Here is a 14,241-nt window from a genome sequence, read left to right as displayed (position 1 = left end):
ACCGCTCGGCATTCTCCCAGTGGCGTTCCGGAGCTGCGCGGGTACTCTGGAGGGTCGCCGCGCGGCCCCCTGAGCCCCGGCTGTCAACCCCCTGAGCACCACCTGCTGAGCCCCGCTGAGCGCTCCGCCGCCCCCGACCCGCCCTGCCGCGCCCCCCGTTCCACCGCGGCGAACGACCCGGAAACCACGACTGCATGCACCACTCCGACCACGCCCCGGCCCCCGTCTCCGCCGCGACCGCGCAGCCCCTTCCGACCCGCCGGCAACTGCGCGAGCAGCGCGAGGCCGAGCAGGTCACCGCCCGCCGCACGGCCCGCGGCACCGCCGCCGGCCCCTCCTCGAAGCGCCGCTTCTCCGCCCTCGCCGCGATGACCTTCGTGGTCGGCCTGGCCGTCACCTCGACGATGCCCGCCTTCGCGGTCGGCGACACCCCGGAGTCCGCCGTCGCGACCGACACCGCGAACGCCGTCGCCGCGGCCCGCCCGCAGAGCTTCGTCGCCGCCGGAGTCGTCCAGCAGAGCGTCACCCGCGACGCCTTCGCCGCCGAGGCCAAGCCCGAGGTGCTCGTGCCCACCGCCTCGCTCGACGAGATCACCGCCGGCGCGGGCGAGTCGACGGCCGCGGCCGCCGGGGTCTCCGGCGCCTGGGTGCTGCCGATCTCCGGCCGCATCAGCAGCAGCTACGGCCCCCGTCCGGACCAGCCCGTGTCCGGCGTGAACCTCTTCCACAAGGGCACCGACCTCGCCGGCGCCTGCGGGACCCCGGTCCTCGCGGCCGCGAGCGGCACCGTCGAGGAGGCCGCCTACTCCGGCAGCTACGGCAACTGGATCCTGCTCGACAACGGCGGCGGCATCGAGACCGGCTACGCGCACAACACCGACCTGCTCGTCGACGTCGGCGACACCGTCGTCGCGGGCGAGGTCATCGCGACCCGCGGCTCGACCGGCGCCTCCACGGGCTGCCACCTGCACTTCGAGACCCGCGTCGACGGCGAGGCGGTCGACGCCGTCCCGTTCATGGCCGCCCTGGGCGTGCCGCTGGGCTGACCCCCGCGAGTGGACCGGCTCGCCCGCAGGGCCGCAGCCGCGAGTGGACGCCCCACGGGCTCCACGATGCTCGCGGGCCCCTGTCCGAGTCGATTCGCGCAGCGCCCTCGCTGCGAGTGGGCGCCGAACGGGGTTCGCGATGCTCGCAGGGCCCGGTTCGCGTCTGGTCGGACGGGGCTCGGGACGCGGAACCGGGGCCGGCGGGCGCTAGCCGAGCGGGACCGTGCGCGGGCCGGTCGAGACGGCGCCGGACCAGTGGGCGTCGGCGGGGTCGGTCGTCACGGTGATGCGGGCGTCCTGGTCGACGGCGATCTCCATCGAGCCGGTGTTGCCGCCGCCGTTGCTCGTCGTGCGGGTGGTGCCCGGGTCGTAGACGCAGGACGAGCCGGTCGTCATCAGGCCCTCGACCTCGACGGTCACCTCGGCGTCGGCGGTGTCGCAGACGACGGAGACCGTCACGTGCAGCGGCTCGCCGGCGAGGCGCACGGTCTGCGGCTCGACCGCGCCGGTCTCGTCGATCCACTCGACGGCGGCGGTCGCGCCCTCCGGCAGTCGCACCGGGCCGATCGGCCGGTCGCCGGGGCTCGCGGACGCGGTCGAGGAGGCGGCGGGCGCCTCCGAGACGGTCGGCGTCGCCTCCGCCCCGCTCTCCGCCGGGGCGGTGCAGGCGGCCAGCGCCAGCCCGCTCAGCGCCAGAACGGCGCCGGTGGTCATCGTTCTTCTGAAGCTCTTCACGGCTCCCCCTGCTCGTGTCGGTCCCTCCGGTCTACCCGAGGCGGCCGCCGAGCGGGACTGTCTCTGCGGCGGTTGCCAGGCACCGAGCGCCGGAGGCAGCACGGAGCCGGCGCCCAGATTCCCGAGCAGCACTAGGTATATCGTGGGGCTATGGATATCAGCAGCACCCGCTTCACCGATCGCGTCGTCCTCATCACCGGAGGCGGCTCCGGCCTCGGTCGCGCCACCGCCGTCCGCCTCGCCGCGGAGGGCGCGAAGCTCGCCCTCGTCGACGTCTCCGAGCAGGGACTCGCCGCGACCGTCGGGGCGCTCCCCGAGGGCACCGAGTCGCTCACCGTGATCGCGGACGTGTCGAAGGCGTCCGACGTCGACGACTACGTCGCGCAGACCCTGGCGCGCTTCGGCCGGATCGACGGCTTCTTCAACAACGCCGGCATCGAGGGCCGCCAGAACCGCACCGAGGACTTCACCGCCGACGAGTTCGACAAGGTCGTCGCGATCAACCTGCGCGGCGTGTTCCTCGGCCTCGAGAAGGTGCTGAAGGTGATGCGCGAGCAGGGCTCGGGCATGGTCGTCAACACCGCGAGCGTCGGCGGCATCACCGGCATCGGCAACCAGTCCGGCTACGCGGCCGCGAAGCACGGCGTCGTCGGCCTCACCCGCAACTCCGGCATCGAGTACGGGCAGTACGGCATCCGGATCAACGCGATCGCCCCGGGAGCCATCTGGACGCCGATGGTCGAGAACTCGATGAAGCAGCTCGACGCCGAGAACCCGCGCAAGGCCGCGGAGGAGTTCATCCAGGTGAACCCGACCAAGCGCTACGGCGAGGCCGCCGAGATCGCCTCGGTCGTCGCCTTCCTGCTCTCGGACGACGCCTCCTACATCAACGCGGTCGTGCTGCCGATCGACGGCGGGCAGTCGATCAAGTACTGAGGCCCCCCTGGAAGCCGCGGCGGCGCGAGAGAATGGTCGGATGAACCCCACCGGGCGCTTCCGCGCCGCGCGCGACACCCTGCTCCAGCACCGCACCGACGCGGCGGCCGCCGCGGACGCCTTCCGCTGGCCGGACGTCGGCCCGCAGTTCAACTGGGCCGTCGACTGGTTCGACGAGATCGCCATCGGCAACGAGAAGACCGCCCTCTGGATCGTCGAGGAGGACGGCTCGGAGACGAAGGTCTCGTTCGACGAGATGCGCTGGCGCTCCGACGAGGTCGCCGCCTGGCTGCACTCCGTCGGCGTCGAGCAGGGCGACCACGTGATGCTCATGCTCGGCAACCGGGTCGAGCTGTGGGAGTCGATGCTCGCGATCATGAAGCTCGGCGCGGTCATCCTGCCCACCACGACCCTCCTCTCCCCCGCCGACCTGGCCGACCGCCTCGAGCGCGGCGAGGTCGCGCACGTGATCGCCGATGCGACCGAGACCGCGAAGTTCGAGGGCCTGGCGAAGGACGTCGGTCTGATCGCGGTGGGCGGCCCCGGCGGTGCCGTACCCGACGGCTGGCTCGACTACGCCGACTCGATCGAGGCCCCCGGCATCGCCCCGGCCGTCGTCGTCGACAGCACCGACGCCTGCCTCGTCTACTTCACCTCGGGGACCACCTCGAAGCCGAAGATGGTCGTGCACACGCACGAGTCGTACCCGGTCGGCCACCTCAGCACGATGTACTGGCTCGGCGTGCGGCCGGGCGACGTGCACTCGGCGATCAGCTCGCCCGGCTGGGGCAAGCACGCGTGGAGCTGCTTCTTCGCGCCGTGGAACGCCGAGGCGACGGTGTTCGTCTACAACTACGGCCGCTTCTCGCCGGTCGCGCTGCGCGAGCAGCTGGACCGCGCCGGCGTCACCACCTTCTGCGCGCCGCCGACGGTCTGGCGGATGCTGATCCAGTCCGACCTCGGCGCCCGGCCGCGCGCGCTCGGCGAGATCCTCTCGGCGGGCGAGCCGCTGAACCCCGAGGTGATCGCGACCGTCGAGCGCGACTGGGGCCTCACCATCCGCGACGGCTACGGCCAGACCGAGACCACGGCGATCATCGCCAACCCGCCCGGCGCCGAGGTCGTCTCCGGAGCGATGGGCCGGCCGCTGCCGGGCGTCGCGATCGCGCTGATCGACCCGGTCACCGGCGAGCCCGCCTCCACCGGGGAGATCTGCCTCGATCTCTCCACCGAGCCGGTCAACCTGATGTCCGGCTACCTCGGTGACGACGAGCGCACCTCGCGCGCCCGGGCCGACGGCTACTTCCACACCGGCGACGTCGCCGTCCGCGCCGTCGACGGCACCATCACCTTCATCGGCCGCACCGACGACATCTTCAAGTCCTCCGACTTCAAGATCTCGCCCTTCGAGGTGGAGAGCGTGCTGCTGCAGCACCCCGCCGTCGCCGAGTCGGCGGTCGTCCCGGCGCCCGACCCGACGCGGCACAGCGTGGTCAAGGCTTACGTCACCCTGGCGGAGGGCTGGGAGCCGACCGCCGAGACCGCCGCGGCCGTCTTCCGCCACACCGACGCGCTGCTCTCGTCGTTCGAGCGGGTGCGCCGGATCGAGTTCCACGAGCTGCCCAAGACCATCTCGGGCAAGATCCGCCGCGTCGAGCTGCGCGAGCGCGAGGAGCAGGCCTTCGCCCGCGGCGAGGAGCTCGCGGCGGAGTGGCGGAGCGACCGGGTCTAGCGCCGGCACTCCGCCAGCGGCCTACTCCGCGGTCGGGCGGCGGCGCTGCTGCTTGGTGGCGGAGCGCTGCTGCTTGCTGGCCAGGTGGCGGCGGCCGGAGCCGCGGGTGGGACGGGTCGGCCGGCGCTGAGCGGCGGGCGGGGCGAGCGCCGCGGCGACCAGGTCGCGGAGGGTCGTGAGGGCGACCTCGCGGTTGCGCAGCTGCGAGCGCTCCTGCGACACCGTCGCGGTGATCGCTCCGGAGACCAGGCGCGAGGCGAGGCGCTCGAGCAGGCGCGCTCGCTGGTCCTCGGTCAGTGTCGGGGACTCCGCGACGCTCCAGGTGAGCTGCACGCGGCTGTCGGAGGTGTTGACGTGCTGCCCGCCCGGGCCGGAGGAGCGCGAGAACCGCCACTGCAGCTCGGAGGCGGGGATCGTCAGGCGCGCGGACACCTCGAGATCCGCACCCACCTCCGCAGCCATGCGGCAAGCCTGGCACGCCGGGCGCGGTCAGGCCGAGGGCGGGCGTCCACCCGCGCCGCCGCCTGCTCCGCCGCCGGCCGGGACGCTGCCGCCCGTCGGCTCGGTCGTCGTGTCGACGCGGACCGTGAGGGCGAAGCGGTAGCCGGAGGTCGCGTCGCCGGTCGCGGTCGCCAGCTGCAGCGCTCCGCCGTCGTCGCCGAAGACGTTGTCGTCGTCGAGGCTGACCCGGGCGAGGTTCTCGCTCGAGCCCTCGTAGCCGCTGAGCGCGTAGACCGCGGTGCAGGCGTCCTCGGGGACGGCCAGCTGCGAGGTCGCGACGGCGTTGCCGGAGTCGCTGATCGCGTCGACGTCGGGGTAGACCTCGAAGTGGATGTGCGGCCAGCGCCCGGAGTAGCAGGCGGGGACGATCGAGGTGTAGGCGACCTCGCCGTTCGCGTCGGCGATCTGCACACCGCGGAGGTAGGTCTCCTCGGTGATGCCGTCGGAGTACATCGAGTAGCCGCCCGCCGCGTCGCAGTGCCAGACGTAGACGGCGGCGTTCTCGAACGGGACGCCGCCGTTCGCGGTGTCCAGGATCGTCAGGGTGAGCGCCAGCGGCACACCCGCCGCCGTGGCGCCGCCGTCGATGCTCGAGCGGAGGTCGCTGCGGACGATGCCGGAGTCGCTCAGCACATCGGGGCCGTTCGAACCGTCGCCCGGGTAGGGGCCGGCGGTCTCGTCGGGGATCTCCCCGGTGGTCGCGGCGGCGCTGCTGCTCGCGGTGCCCGTCGCGGTTCCGGAGGCACTGCCTGCGGCGGCCGAGCAGGCGGCGAGCGCCGTCGTGGCGGCGCCGGCCCCGATCAGGCCGAGCACGCGGCGGCGATCGAACATCCGGCGTCCCAGCAGAGTCCGGACGTCGAAGGGAAGCCCCTGGTCGACGACCTCGTCGTCGGGGCGGTCGAGGGTGCGGCCCTCGTAGCGGAGGCCGTCGGCGGTGCGGTCGGGCTCGGGGATGCGGGTCATCGGGGGATCCTTGTCACTCGGGGGCTCGGGGAACCCCAGGGTGACCGGCGCGGCAGGCCGTCCCCTATGACTCGCCTATGAGCCTCCGATGTCCCGGCGCGACCGGCGCCACAGGGCCTTGAGCCGGTCGACCTGGCGGTCGGTCCACTCGTTGGACAGCGCGAAGGCCGCCGCGGCGGGATCGCCTCCGCTGCTGATCCGCTGGATCGCCTCGAGCGCCTGCTGGGCGGGGTCGCGGTCGTCGGGCGCGTGGGGATCGAGCGCGTCGGGATCGTGACGCGGCTCGGTCACGATCCGCTCTCCGGATACGGCGTGCTCGCGGCCGGCCAGGCCGATGCCGTCAGCTCGCCGCGCAGGCGGTGGTACTGCTGGACGGCGCTCAGCGAGTCCGTGCGGAACGCGATCGCGACGGCGGCGTCGCGCCAGTAGTCGTCCCAGCCGCCGTACTGCGCGAAGACGCGGGAGCCGATGGTCTCCAGCAGCTGCCAGGCGCGGTCGGCCGCGAGGTAGCCGGCGACGTAGGCGTAGCGGATCGCTCCGATCGTGCGCTCGGCGTCGCCGGCGAGCAGCAGCACCGGCGGGCGGTCGCCGATCGGCTGCGCGCGCTCGAGGAGGTGGAACTCGCTCTCGCCGGTGAGGGCGGCGATCCGGGAGCGCATCCGCTCGGCGTCCTCCGAGGCGGAGACCTCGGCGAAGCGCGTCGACAGCGGGCCGCCGGCGAGGACGTCGGCGACGAAGAGCTCGACGTCCTCGGCCGAGGCGATGCGGAAGTCGCGGTCGAGGGCGCCGCGCTGCTCGGTGAGCGCGGGCATCGGCAGCTCCGGCCAGGGCGAGCCCTTGGCACCGTCGGCGAAGCGGGCGCGGAGCGCGGCGGGCAGCTCGGCCCAGGTGGGCTGGAAGGCGAGCGAGGAGTTCCAGCCGCCGAAGGAGAAGTCGCTGACAGCGTCGAGGGCGAGCAGCTGCTGCTGGCGCAGGGTCGGCGCGGGCGTCCGCGCCTCGGCGCGGTAGGCGAGCTGCTGCCGGCGGGGCGCGCCGGCGTCGCGGATCTGGAAGGCGATGGACGCCAGGGCGAGCCCGAAGACGAGGCCGATGCCGAAGGTGAAGAGCGGCAGACCGGTGCTGCCGTCGGCGGTCGCCAGGCCGAGGACGAAGCCGACGATCCCGAGCGGAGCGGCGCACGCCGTCACCAGCAGCGCGCGGCGGCCGATCCCGCCGCCGGGAGCGCGCCGATGCGCGTCCGCGACGCGGGCGTAGCGCAGCCGGGAGCGCACGGGGAACTCCACGTCTCCGGGGTGATTCTGCAGCGGCACGATCGGCAGCCTAGACGGGCCGCAGGGATGCCGCGCGTGTGGTTGCCTGGAGTCATGAAGCTTGCCGAAGCACTCCTCGAGCGGGCCGATCTGCAGAAGCGGATCGAGGCCCTCCAGTCGCGGATCGTCGCGAACGCCTCCTACCAGGAGGGGGAGGAGCCGACGGAGGACCCGTCGGAGCTGCTGGCGGAGTGCCTGCGCGCGCTGGATGCGCTGGAGCGCCTCGTCACCGCGGTGAACCTGACCAACACGGCGGCGACCACGCCCGACGGCGTGCGGCTGACCGCGGCGCTCGCCCGGCGCGAGTCGCTGCGCGCACAGCACAGCATCGTCGTCCGGGCGGCCGATGCGGCGGCCGGCGACCGCGGCTACCGCCAGCTGCGCAGCGAGCTCCGGCGGCTGCCGGCGCTGCCGGTGCGTGAGCTGCGCGCGCGGGCCGACGTGCTCGCCCGCGAGCTGCGCGACCTCGACGCGGCGATCCAGCGCACGAACTGGGAGGTCGATCTGCTGCAGGAGTGAGCAGGAGCGCCCTGCGAGGCGCAGTCGGGCGGTGAGTCGGTAGGCGCACCGGAGCGAGCACACACCGTCGGGCCGGCGGTCAATCCGGTCCACTGTCACGCGGTGGGCAGCGTACGGCTCCGGCCATCACTCACAGCCCAGCACCGACGACCGGTGACCGCGCAGACAGGACATCTCATCACCACGTGCTGGCCGGTGCGCCGAGGGCGGGTTCGGGGACCTCACCGCCCGAGTGTGCGCAGTTGCGCCGCGAAGAAGGCCAGCGAGCGGTCGACCTCGGGCAGCGCGGGCGTGCGGTTGAGGTGGCCGTGCGGCATGCCCTGCGCGAGGTAGCCGGTCGCGGCGACGCCCGCCTCCGCGAGCTGGCGCAGCAGCAGCTCGGCCGAGCCGCGGAGCTCGTCGAACTCGTTGACGAGGACCGAGGTCGGCGGCAGGCCGTGCAGCGGCGCCGCGCCGGGGAGCGCGTGCGGGGGCAGATCGGAGAGGCGCCCGACGTAGGTGCGGACCATGCCCTCGATGCCGGCGGTCGGGAAGCGCAGCAGCGGCGGGAGCGGCAGCAGCTCGCGGATCACGGCGTCGTCGAGCGCCGGGTTGGGGAAGTGCGAGAACGGGTAGGCGAGCAGCACGTGGTCGGGGAGGCGGGTGCCGGCGTCGCGCTCGCGGAGGGTCGCGGCGAGGGCCAGGGCGGCGCCGGCGCTCGCCCCGCCGATCGCGACGGGCAGCGCCTCGAGGGTCTCGGCGCGGAGGTGGCGCCAGGCCGCCTGCACGTCGTCGAGCGGCACGGGGAAGCGGACGTCGGCGCTCGCGAGGCGGTAGCCGACCGAGACGACGCGGCTGCTCGCACGGGCGGCGAGCTCGGCCGAGACGACGTGCGACTCGCGCATGTCCAGGTCGCCGGCCTGGAAGCCGCCGCCGTGCACCCAGAGGAGCGCGGAGACGGGAGCGGCGGGCGCGTAGACGCGGACGGGGATCGGGCCGTGCGGGCCGTCGATCGAGGAGTCGGTGACCGTGACGCCCTCGGGGAGCGACCAGGGGCCGGGGTCCTCCTCGAACTCGGCGACCTTCGCCGCCTGCGCGGCGTCGAGCGGGTAGGCGACGCCGTCGAGCAGCGGCAGGCGGGCGGCGAGGTAGGGATCGAGCGGCAACGGTGCCTCCAGAAGGGGGTGCGGGGTACGGAGAACACGGTAGTCAGCACGGCGGCCCGCGGACTGCCGGGTGGATCGCGATACGCCCTCTGCGAGGGCTACTCGATCAGCACGAATCATCCCGGAGCAGTGAGCGCGCAGCCCCATGCTGGTCGAGTAGCGCAGCGCGTATCGAGACCCGGGCGTCAGAACGGGGGCGGTGCGTCCTCGAAGCGGGGGCCCGGCGGCGCCCCGGCCAGCGCGGGCGGACGGACGACGACGAGGCGGCCGGTCGGGGTGGTCCAGACGATGCTGCCGTCCGGGCGGCGGACGTAGGTCCAGCGGTCGCCGTGGCGGACGTGGTGGTGGCCGGTGCAGAGGGAGACGAGGTTGTCGAGGGACGTCTCGCCGCCGTTGCGCCACTCGAGGGTGTGGTCCGCCTCCGCTCGCGATGCGGTGCGGGTGCAGCCGGGGAAGCGGCAGGTCTCATCCCGGAGCTGCAGGTGCAGACGCATCTGGGGCGGCGGGACACGGTGGGTGCGGCCGACGGAGACGACCGCGCGGGTGTCCGGATCGGTGAGCACGCGGGTGAACGACGCGCCGGTGGCGACCAGTTCGCGGGCGAGGTCGGCGGGGACGAGGCCGTAGCCGTCGAGGTCCGCGGGTGCGTCGTCGAGACCCGCGGCGGTCGATGCGGCGAGGGTGAGCCGCACCTCGGCTCGGACGCCGGGGACGTACGTCGCGGACATCTCCGGACCGTCGCTCGCGGGTGTGGTTCCGGCGATGTCGCCGTCGAGGAGCAGGTCCCTCATCGCGTCGGCCTTCAGCTGCGCCAAGGTGCGCTCGTCGCCGCCCTCCCGGAGGGAGCGGGCGATGCGGTCGAGGCGATCCCCGATCCCCCTCGCGTCCGGCGCGGGCAGCAGCGCGCAGAGCGTGGCCATCCCGTCGACGTCGGGCGTGATCCACACGGCGCGGTCCTGGCGGGCGCGGGCATGGCGCTGGGCGAGCGGCTCCTCGTGCAGCTCGTCGCGGAGGCGGGCGACGATCCTCCTCAGCTGCGTCGGCGTCACCTCCGGGGCGACCTCGGCCGCGCGCTCGTCGTAGACGGCGCGGGAGGTGGCGGGCAGGGTCGCGGCGGTCGCGGAGATCACCTCGCCCGCCTCCCACAGCAGGCGGCCCGCGGCCAGCAGAGCGCGCGTGCACGGAAGATCCTCGACCAGCAGGACCGCGTGATCGAGCACCTTCGACGCCTCCCGCTCCGACAGGCGGAGCGCGACCGCGAACTCCGCACGGATCGAGCGCTCGACCAGGCCGCGCACCTCGCTCCGGGACAGGCTGCCGCCGCGGGCGAACTCCTGGGGAGCGGCGAGCGCCGTCCGATAGGCGAGATGAAGCGCCTCCGCACGCGTGAGCAGGAACCGCGCCGATGTCAGGCCGAGATCGGCGGCGACGCCGAGCACCGCGCCGACGGCGGCGGCCGGCCCGGGCCGTCCCTCCGCCGCGTCCGCGTCGCTGATCTCATCCATACGCGTATTCAAGCAGGGACCACCGACACCCGAGGGGCCGCTCGGGCCCACCCGACGACGACTCCTCGGAACCCGTCCTGTGGAGGAGCGACGGCGACTCCCAGCGGGTTCAGCGCGTCGAGACAGCCCGCCGCTCGAGGAGCAAGACCCCGTCGAGGAGGACGGTGTCCTCGCCGTCCGGGCCGGTCGCGGTCCGCTCGCGCGTCTCGACGAGCCGCGGCGTCCACTCGGCCGGATCGAGGGCGAGGGCGGCGAGCTCCTCCTCGGGCGAGGCGAGGACGGGCCCGCCCTCGTGCCGGTGCGAGTGCGCGGACCAGGGCGGCGCGGCGGCGTGCGAGACCACCGCGAGGACACCGCCCGGCGCGACGAGGCCGGCGGCGCGACGCAGGATCGGGATCCGCGGCAGCTCCACCATCGAGTGCAGGAAGCTCGAGGCGACCAGGTCGAAGACACCCTCGATCGGCCAGTCGGCGCCGAGATCGGCCTGGCGGACGTCGATGACGAGGCCCCGGGCGAGCGCCTCGGCGCGGGCCCGCTCGAGAGCGGTCTCGGAGAGGTCGAGGCCCGTGACGGCCCAGCCCTGCGCCGCCAGCCAGAGGACGTCGCCGCCCTCGCCGCAGCCCAGGTCGAGCGCGCGGCCGGGGGCGAGTCCGCCGACGATCTCGACGAGGGTCGCGTTCGGCCGGCCCGACCAGACGCGGTCGGAGTCGGAGTAGCGCGCCTCCCAGTGCTCCCGGGCACTGCCGCGCTCGGTGCCGTGCTCGGTGCTGTGCCCGTGCTCGCTCATGTCGTTCCCCTCCGCGAGCACGATCCGTCCGTCCGGCTCCGCTCGAGGATGCCGGACGACGCACTCCGGTGCGAGCCCTCGTGCCGCTTCGGCACGAGCTCCTCCCCAGGAGCCGCGGCCGGGCTCTCTCCACCGATCTCCGCGACCCCTTCCGCGACACCGCGGACGCCGATTAGCGTCGGCGGCATGAGCCTGAGCTTCGAAGAGATCATCGTCGACTGCACCGACTTCCGTGCCCTCGGGCACTGGTGGCAGGAGGCCCTCGGCTGGGACGTCGTGGACGAGGACGACGAGGGGATCGAGCTGCTGCCCGCCTCCGGTCGCGGGCCGAGCCTGCTCTTCCTCGACGTCCCGGAGAAGAAGACCGTGAAGAACCGCCTGCATCTCGACTTCGTCCCCGACGATCAGGCGGCGGAGGTCGACCGGCTGATCGCGCTGGGCGCCACTCGGATCGACGTGGGCCAGGGCGAGCAGTCGTGGGTGGTGCTCGCGGATCCGGAGGGGAACGAATTCTGCATCCTCTCCGCGCGCGACTGACGGAGGACGTAGATGCGTATGTATCGATAACGAGCTGAGAAAGTCAAGGGTAGAACGATCGTTCTCTGCGCCCTAGCATCGGCTTCGACGTGATCCCGACCGGGGCGCGCAGACCCGAGGAGAGACCCGTGAGCGCGAACGCCCTGCCCTCGACGTCGCCGTCCGCGACAGCGCAGTCCGCGAAGGCGCCGAAGGCGCAGTCCCCCGGGCTGAACCGCACGGCCGGGCTCTACGCCTACGCCTACCGGCTGACGCTCTCGGAGTCGATGTCCACCGCCGCCCTGCATCAGGCCGCCGTCACCCTCCGCTCGGGATCGCCTCGGATCGTCGACGAGCAGTCCGCCCTCGAGATCGCGCGGACCGAGATCGGCCGCCGGAGCGTCGGCCGCCGGGCGGCTCTCCTTCCGGCGAGCACGACGATCGGACTCCGCGAGGAGGACCTGGTGCGCAGCGGCTTCCACCGGCGCCTGCACGGCCTGCCCGCGCTCGAGCGCCAGTGCTGGCTGCTGCGTCACACCGGCGGGCACGACGTCGAGGCGATCGCCGGCCTCCTCGAGATCACGACCGCGCAAGTGCGATCGGCCCTCAGCGCCGCCGCGGCGATCCTCGTCGCGGGAGAGCTCGCCGAGTCCGGCGCGGAGGACCCGGAGAGCGCGGTGTCCTGACCCGGTCGACGCACCCGGCCCGCCGCGAGAGGGCCGGGCACGGAGAGAGCAGGAGAGGCCGGGCACGGAGGGAGCAGGAGAGAGGGAGCCCGAGGGACGCCGGGTCGAGCCGGCGGCGCCCCTCAGGCGTCGGGGACCGCGCAGGCGACACTCGCAGGGGAGCGCGTCCGGGCGGAGGTTCGGGTCAGTCGAGGTAGTCGATGTCGTCCCACGGCTCCTGCAGGTCGCCGGTGTCGCGGTCGTCGTCGGGGACCTGGACCTCCTCGAAGATCACCGGCACACCGGACGAGATCAGCACGCTGACCTGGCGGTTGCCGACCACGACGAAGTCGATGAGTCCGCCGCCGGCCTGGGTCGCGCGGGTCGCCGAGTCCTTGAGATCGGCGACGTCCGTGCCCTGGGAGAGGCCGTAGGTCTTGCCCTCGATGGTGACGGTGGTTCGGATCATCTGGCGCGCCTGCTCCTCGACTCGGTGCCCTCACCCTACGAATCGCGCCGAAGTGCAGCCAGGCCTTGCGGAGGAGGCGGCGGACTGCCACGCGCGCCCGGCACCGCCGCACGACGCGGTGACGGCGCACGCGCTCGCCGCCCGCGTCAACGGGGGTCACGTCGGGCTCGGCGGACCGTAGCGTGGCCGGTGCACGATCCGAAGAACCGCACTGATCACACGACGAGCACTGAGGAGGATCCGATGACGGACAAGAGCACTCCCGACACCGAGCCGGTCGACCCGGACGAGGTCGACCCCGAGACGGCGACCGACCCCGAGGGCGACCCGGTCGAGAACCCGTCCGGCTGAGCCGCACCTGCGCGGATGCCGCGCGGAACGAGAAAGGCTGAGAGCGCCGATCCCCCCGATCTCGAGGGGTCCGGCGCTCTCAGCCTTTCTCGTGCACGGGAGCCGCGATGCTGTCACCGAGGCTCCCGCGGGCGGGGCGGGGGCGGCTCGGAGCCGCCCCCGTCAGCGGCGGGGCCGCGTCGCGGTGATCAGCCGCGGTGGCGTCGTCGTGCTCGTCGCTGCTGGAGCAGCAGCAGTGCACCGCCACCCAGGGCGAGGAACGCGAGCGACAGACCCGCTCCGGTCTCGACCCCCGTGGAGGCCAGTCCGCTCGTCGGGGGCGTCCCGGACTTCGTCGGGATCACGGCCGTCGTCGACGCCCGCGGCGTGGGCTGCACCGTCGGCGACGGAGTGGGGGTCGGCGTCACGGCCGGCGGCGTCGTCGGCGAGGCCGTCGGCGGCGTGGTCGGCGGCGCCGTGGGAGGCGTCGTCGGCGGGGTCGTGGGCGGAGTCGTCGGCGGAGTCGTAGGAGGCGTCGTCGGCGGTGTGGTCGGCGGCGTCGTGGGCGGCGTCGTGGGCGGCGTCGTCGGCGGCGTCGTGGGCGGCGTCGTCGGCGGGGTCGTCGGCGGGGTCGTCGGCGGCGGCGTCGGCGGGGTCGTCGGAGGCGTGGTCGGCGGGGTCGTCGGCGGCGTCGTGGGCGGAGTCGTCGGCGGCGTCGTCGGAGGCGTGGTCGGAGGCGTGGTCGGAGGCGTGGTCGGAGGCGTGGTCGGCGGCGTCGTGGGCGGCGTCGGCGGCGGCGTCGTGGGCGGCGTCGTGGGAGGCGTCGTGGGCGGCGTGGTCGGCGGCGTCGTCGGCGGGGTCGTGGGCGGCGTCGTCGGCGGGGTCGTCGGCGGGGTCGTGGGCGGCGTGGTCGGCGGGGTCGTGGGCGGGGTCGTCGGCGGCGTCGTGGGCGGCGTCGTCGGCGGGGTCGTCGGAGGCGTCGTCGGCGGGGTCGTCGGAGGCGTGGTCGGAGGCGTCGTCGGAGGCGTCGTCGGAGGCGTCGTCGGAGGCGTCGTCGGAGGCGTCGTCGGAGGCGTCGTCGG

General features: G+C 74.1%; 16 protein-coding genes. 6 read left to right on the top strand and 10 right to left on the bottom strand.

Features of this window, described 5'->3' with window-relative positions; genetic code table 11:
- Positions 1-194: 194 nt before the first annotated feature.
- Entirely contained in the window at positions 195-1,046 is an 852-nt protein-coding gene (locus HRK28_RS16320; RefSeq protein WP_173252367.1) for a M23 family metallopeptidase, read from the top strand.
- A gap of 207 nt (positions 1,047-1,253) precedes the next feature.
- Here HRK28_RS16320 and HRK28_RS16315 read toward each other — a convergent pair whose 3' ends face one another.
- On the bottom strand, positions 1,254-1,760 hold the full coding sequence (locus HRK28_RS16315) for a hypothetical protein (protein ID WP_173252366.1): 507 nt from the start codon (positions 1,758-1,760) through the stop codon (positions 1,254-1,256).
- Positions 1,761-1,931: 171 nt separating this feature from the next.
- Here HRK28_RS16315 and HRK28_RS16310 point away from each other — a divergent pair, with 171 nt between their 5' ends.
- Together HRK28_RS16310 and HRK28_RS16305 are read left to right on the top strand one after the other, a co-directional pair.
- Complete coding sequence (locus HRK28_RS16310) at positions 1,932-2,717, top strand: glucose 1-dehydrogenase (protein ID WP_173252365.1); 786 nt, start codon at positions 1,932-1,934, stop codon at positions 2,715-2,717.
- Positions 2,718-2,757: 40 nt separating this feature from the next.
- Positions 2,758-4,449, top strand: a complete 1,692-nt coding sequence (locus HRK28_RS16305) for an AMP-binding protein (protein WP_173252364.1) — start codon at positions 2,758-2,760, stop codon at positions 4,447-4,449.
- Between the two features lie 21 nt (positions 4,450-4,470).
- Here the strand turns inward: HRK28_RS16305 and arfB are convergent, their stop codons facing one another.
- The 4 genes from arfB to HRK28_RS16285 form a co-directional block, all read right to left on the bottom strand.
- Entirely contained in the window at positions 4,471-4,911 is a 441-nt protein-coding gene (gene arfB / locus HRK28_RS16300) for an alternative ribosome rescue aminoacyl-tRNA hydrolase ArfB (RefSeq protein ID WP_173252363.1), read from the bottom strand.
- Between the two features lie 27 nt (positions 4,912-4,938).
- A complete protein-coding gene (locus HRK28_RS16295; protein ID WP_173252362.1) occupies positions 4,939-5,913 on the bottom strand; it encodes an intradiol ring-cleavage dioxygenase in 975 nt (324 codons plus the stop codon).
- Positions 5,914-5,988: 75 nt separating this feature from the next.
- Positions 5,989-6,204 (bottom strand): hypothetical protein, encoded by a 216-nt coding sequence (locus HRK28_RS16290; protein ID WP_173252361.1) that lies wholly within the window; start codon positions 6,202-6,204, stop codon positions 5,989-5,991.
- Entirely contained in the window at positions 6,201-7,223 is a 1,023-nt protein-coding gene (locus tag HRK28_RS16285) for a DUF1266 domain-containing protein (RefSeq protein WP_173252360.1), read from the bottom strand. Before HRK28_RS16285 ends, HRK28_RS16290 begins: the two co-directional genes overlap by 4 nt.
- A gap of 54 nt (positions 7,224-7,277) precedes the next feature.
- On the opposite strand from HRK28_RS16285, the gene HRK28_RS16280 reads away from it, so the two are divergent.
- Positions 7,278-7,742 carry a DIP1984 family protein gene (locus HRK28_RS16280; protein WP_160086616.1) on the top strand — a complete coding sequence of 155 codons (465 nt, stop codon included), beginning with the start codon at positions 7,278-7,280 and terminating at the stop codon, positions 7,740-7,742.
- A 221-nt stretch (positions 7,743-7,963) separates the two neighbouring features.
- On the opposite strand, the gene HRK28_RS16275 is transcribed toward HRK28_RS16280, so the two are convergent.
- From HRK28_RS16275 to HRK28_RS16265, 3 genes are all read right to left on the bottom strand, one after another.
- Positions 7,964-8,887: an alpha/beta hydrolase fold domain-containing protein gene (locus HRK28_RS16275; RefSeq protein WP_173252359.1), complete on the bottom strand. Its 924-nt coding sequence runs from the start codon at positions 8,885-8,887 to the stop codon at positions 7,964-7,966.
- A 185-nt stretch (positions 8,888-9,072) separates the two neighbouring features.
- Positions 9,073-10,392, bottom strand: coding sequence for an HNH endonuclease signature motif containing protein (locus HRK28_RS16270; RefSeq protein ID WP_173252358.1), 1,320 nt, complete (start codon positions 10,390-10,392; stop codon positions 9,073-9,075).
- A 109-nt stretch (positions 10,393-10,501) separates the two neighbouring features.
- The gene (locus HRK28_RS16265) at positions 10,502-11,179 is read right to left on the bottom strand and encodes a cyclopropane-fatty-acyl-phospholipid synthase family protein (protein WP_173252357.1); all 678 of its coding nucleotides are present in this window, start codon (positions 11,177-11,179) and stop codon (positions 10,502-10,504) included.
- Positions 11,180-11,365: 186 nt separating this feature from the next.
- Between HRK28_RS16265 and HRK28_RS16260 the strand changes: the two genes are divergently transcribed.
- Both HRK28_RS16260 and HRK28_RS16255 read left to right on the top strand, forming a co-directional pair.
- A complete protein-coding gene (locus tag HRK28_RS16260) occupies positions 11,366-11,716 on the top strand; it encodes a VOC family protein (protein ID WP_173252356.1) in 351 nt (116 codons plus the stop codon).
- 128 nt (positions 11,717-11,844) lie between these two features.
- Positions 11,845-12,381, top strand: coding sequence for a hypothetical protein (locus tag HRK28_RS16255; protein WP_173252355.1), 537 nt, complete (start codon positions 11,845-11,847; stop codon positions 12,379-12,381).
- A 184-nt stretch (positions 12,382-12,565) separates the two neighbouring features.
- Here the strand turns inward: HRK28_RS16255 and HRK28_RS16250 are convergent, their stop codons facing one another.
- Together HRK28_RS16250 and HRK28_RS16245 are read right to left on the bottom strand one after the other, a co-directional pair.
- On the bottom strand, positions 12,566-12,829 hold the full coding sequence (locus HRK28_RS16250) for a hypothetical protein (RefSeq protein WP_160086604.1): 264 nt from the start codon (positions 12,827-12,829) through the stop codon (positions 12,566-12,568).
- 513 nt (positions 12,830-13,342) lie between these two features.
- The coding region (locus HRK28_RS16245) for a hypothetical protein (RefSeq protein ID WP_217274813.1) at positions 13,343-14,241 on the bottom strand (899 nt) is incomplete at its 5' end.

This window comes from Rathayibacter sp. VKM Ac-2835, assembly GCF_013266705.1.
Taxonomy (GTDB): Bacteria; Actinomycetota; Actinomycetes; order Actinomycetales; family Microbacteriaceae; genus Rathayibacter.
Note: the sequence above shows the minus strand (reverse complement) of the source record. Positions and strands in the feature narration are given on the sequence as shown.

What these genes read in the sequence shown, in the direction of transcription:
- HRK28_RS16320 (WP_173252367.1), top strand. Translation starts at nt 195, where the DNA reads ATGCACCACTCCGACCACGCCCCGGCCCCCGTCTCCGCCGCGACCGCG.
- HRK28_RS16315 (WP_173252366.1), bottom strand. Translation starts at nt 1,760, where the DNA reads ATGACCACCGGCGCCGTTCTGGCGCTGAGCGGGCTGGCGCTGGCCGCC.
- HRK28_RS16310 (WP_173252365.1), top strand. Translation starts at nt 1,932, where the DNA reads ATGGATATCAGCAGCACCCGCTTCACCGATCGCGTCGTCCTCATCACC.
- HRK28_RS16305 (WP_173252364.1), top strand. Translation starts at nt 2,758, where the DNA reads ATGAACCCCACCGGGCGCTTCCGCGCCGCGCGCGACACCCTGCTCCAG.
- arfB (WP_173252363.1), bottom strand. Translation starts at nt 4,911, where the DNA reads ATGGCTGCGGAGGTGGGTGCGGATCTCGAGGTGTCCGCGCGCCTGACG.
- HRK28_RS16295 (WP_173252362.1), bottom strand. Translation starts at nt 5,913, where the DNA reads ATGACCCGCATCCCCGAGCCCGACCGCACCGCCGACGGCCTCCGCTAC.
- HRK28_RS16280 (WP_160086616.1), top strand. Translation starts at nt 7,278, where the DNA reads ATGAAGCTTGCCGAAGCACTCCTCGAGCGGGCCGATCTGCAGAAGCGG.
- HRK28_RS16270 (WP_173252358.1), bottom strand. Translation starts at nt 10,392, where the DNA reads ATGGATGAGATCAGCGACGCGGACGCGGCGGAGGGACGGCCCGGGCCG.
- HRK28_RS16265 (WP_173252357.1), bottom strand. Translation starts at nt 11,179, where the DNA reads ATGAGCGAGCACGGGCACAGCACCGAGCACGGCACCGAGCGCGGCAGT.
- HRK28_RS16260 (WP_173252356.1), top strand. Translation starts at nt 11,366, where the DNA reads ATGAGCCTGAGCTTCGAAGAGATCATCGTCGACTGCACCGACTTCCGT.
- HRK28_RS16250 (WP_160086604.1), bottom strand. Translation starts at nt 12,829, where the DNA reads ATGATCCGAACCACCGTCACCATCGAGGGCAAGACCTACGGCCTCTCC.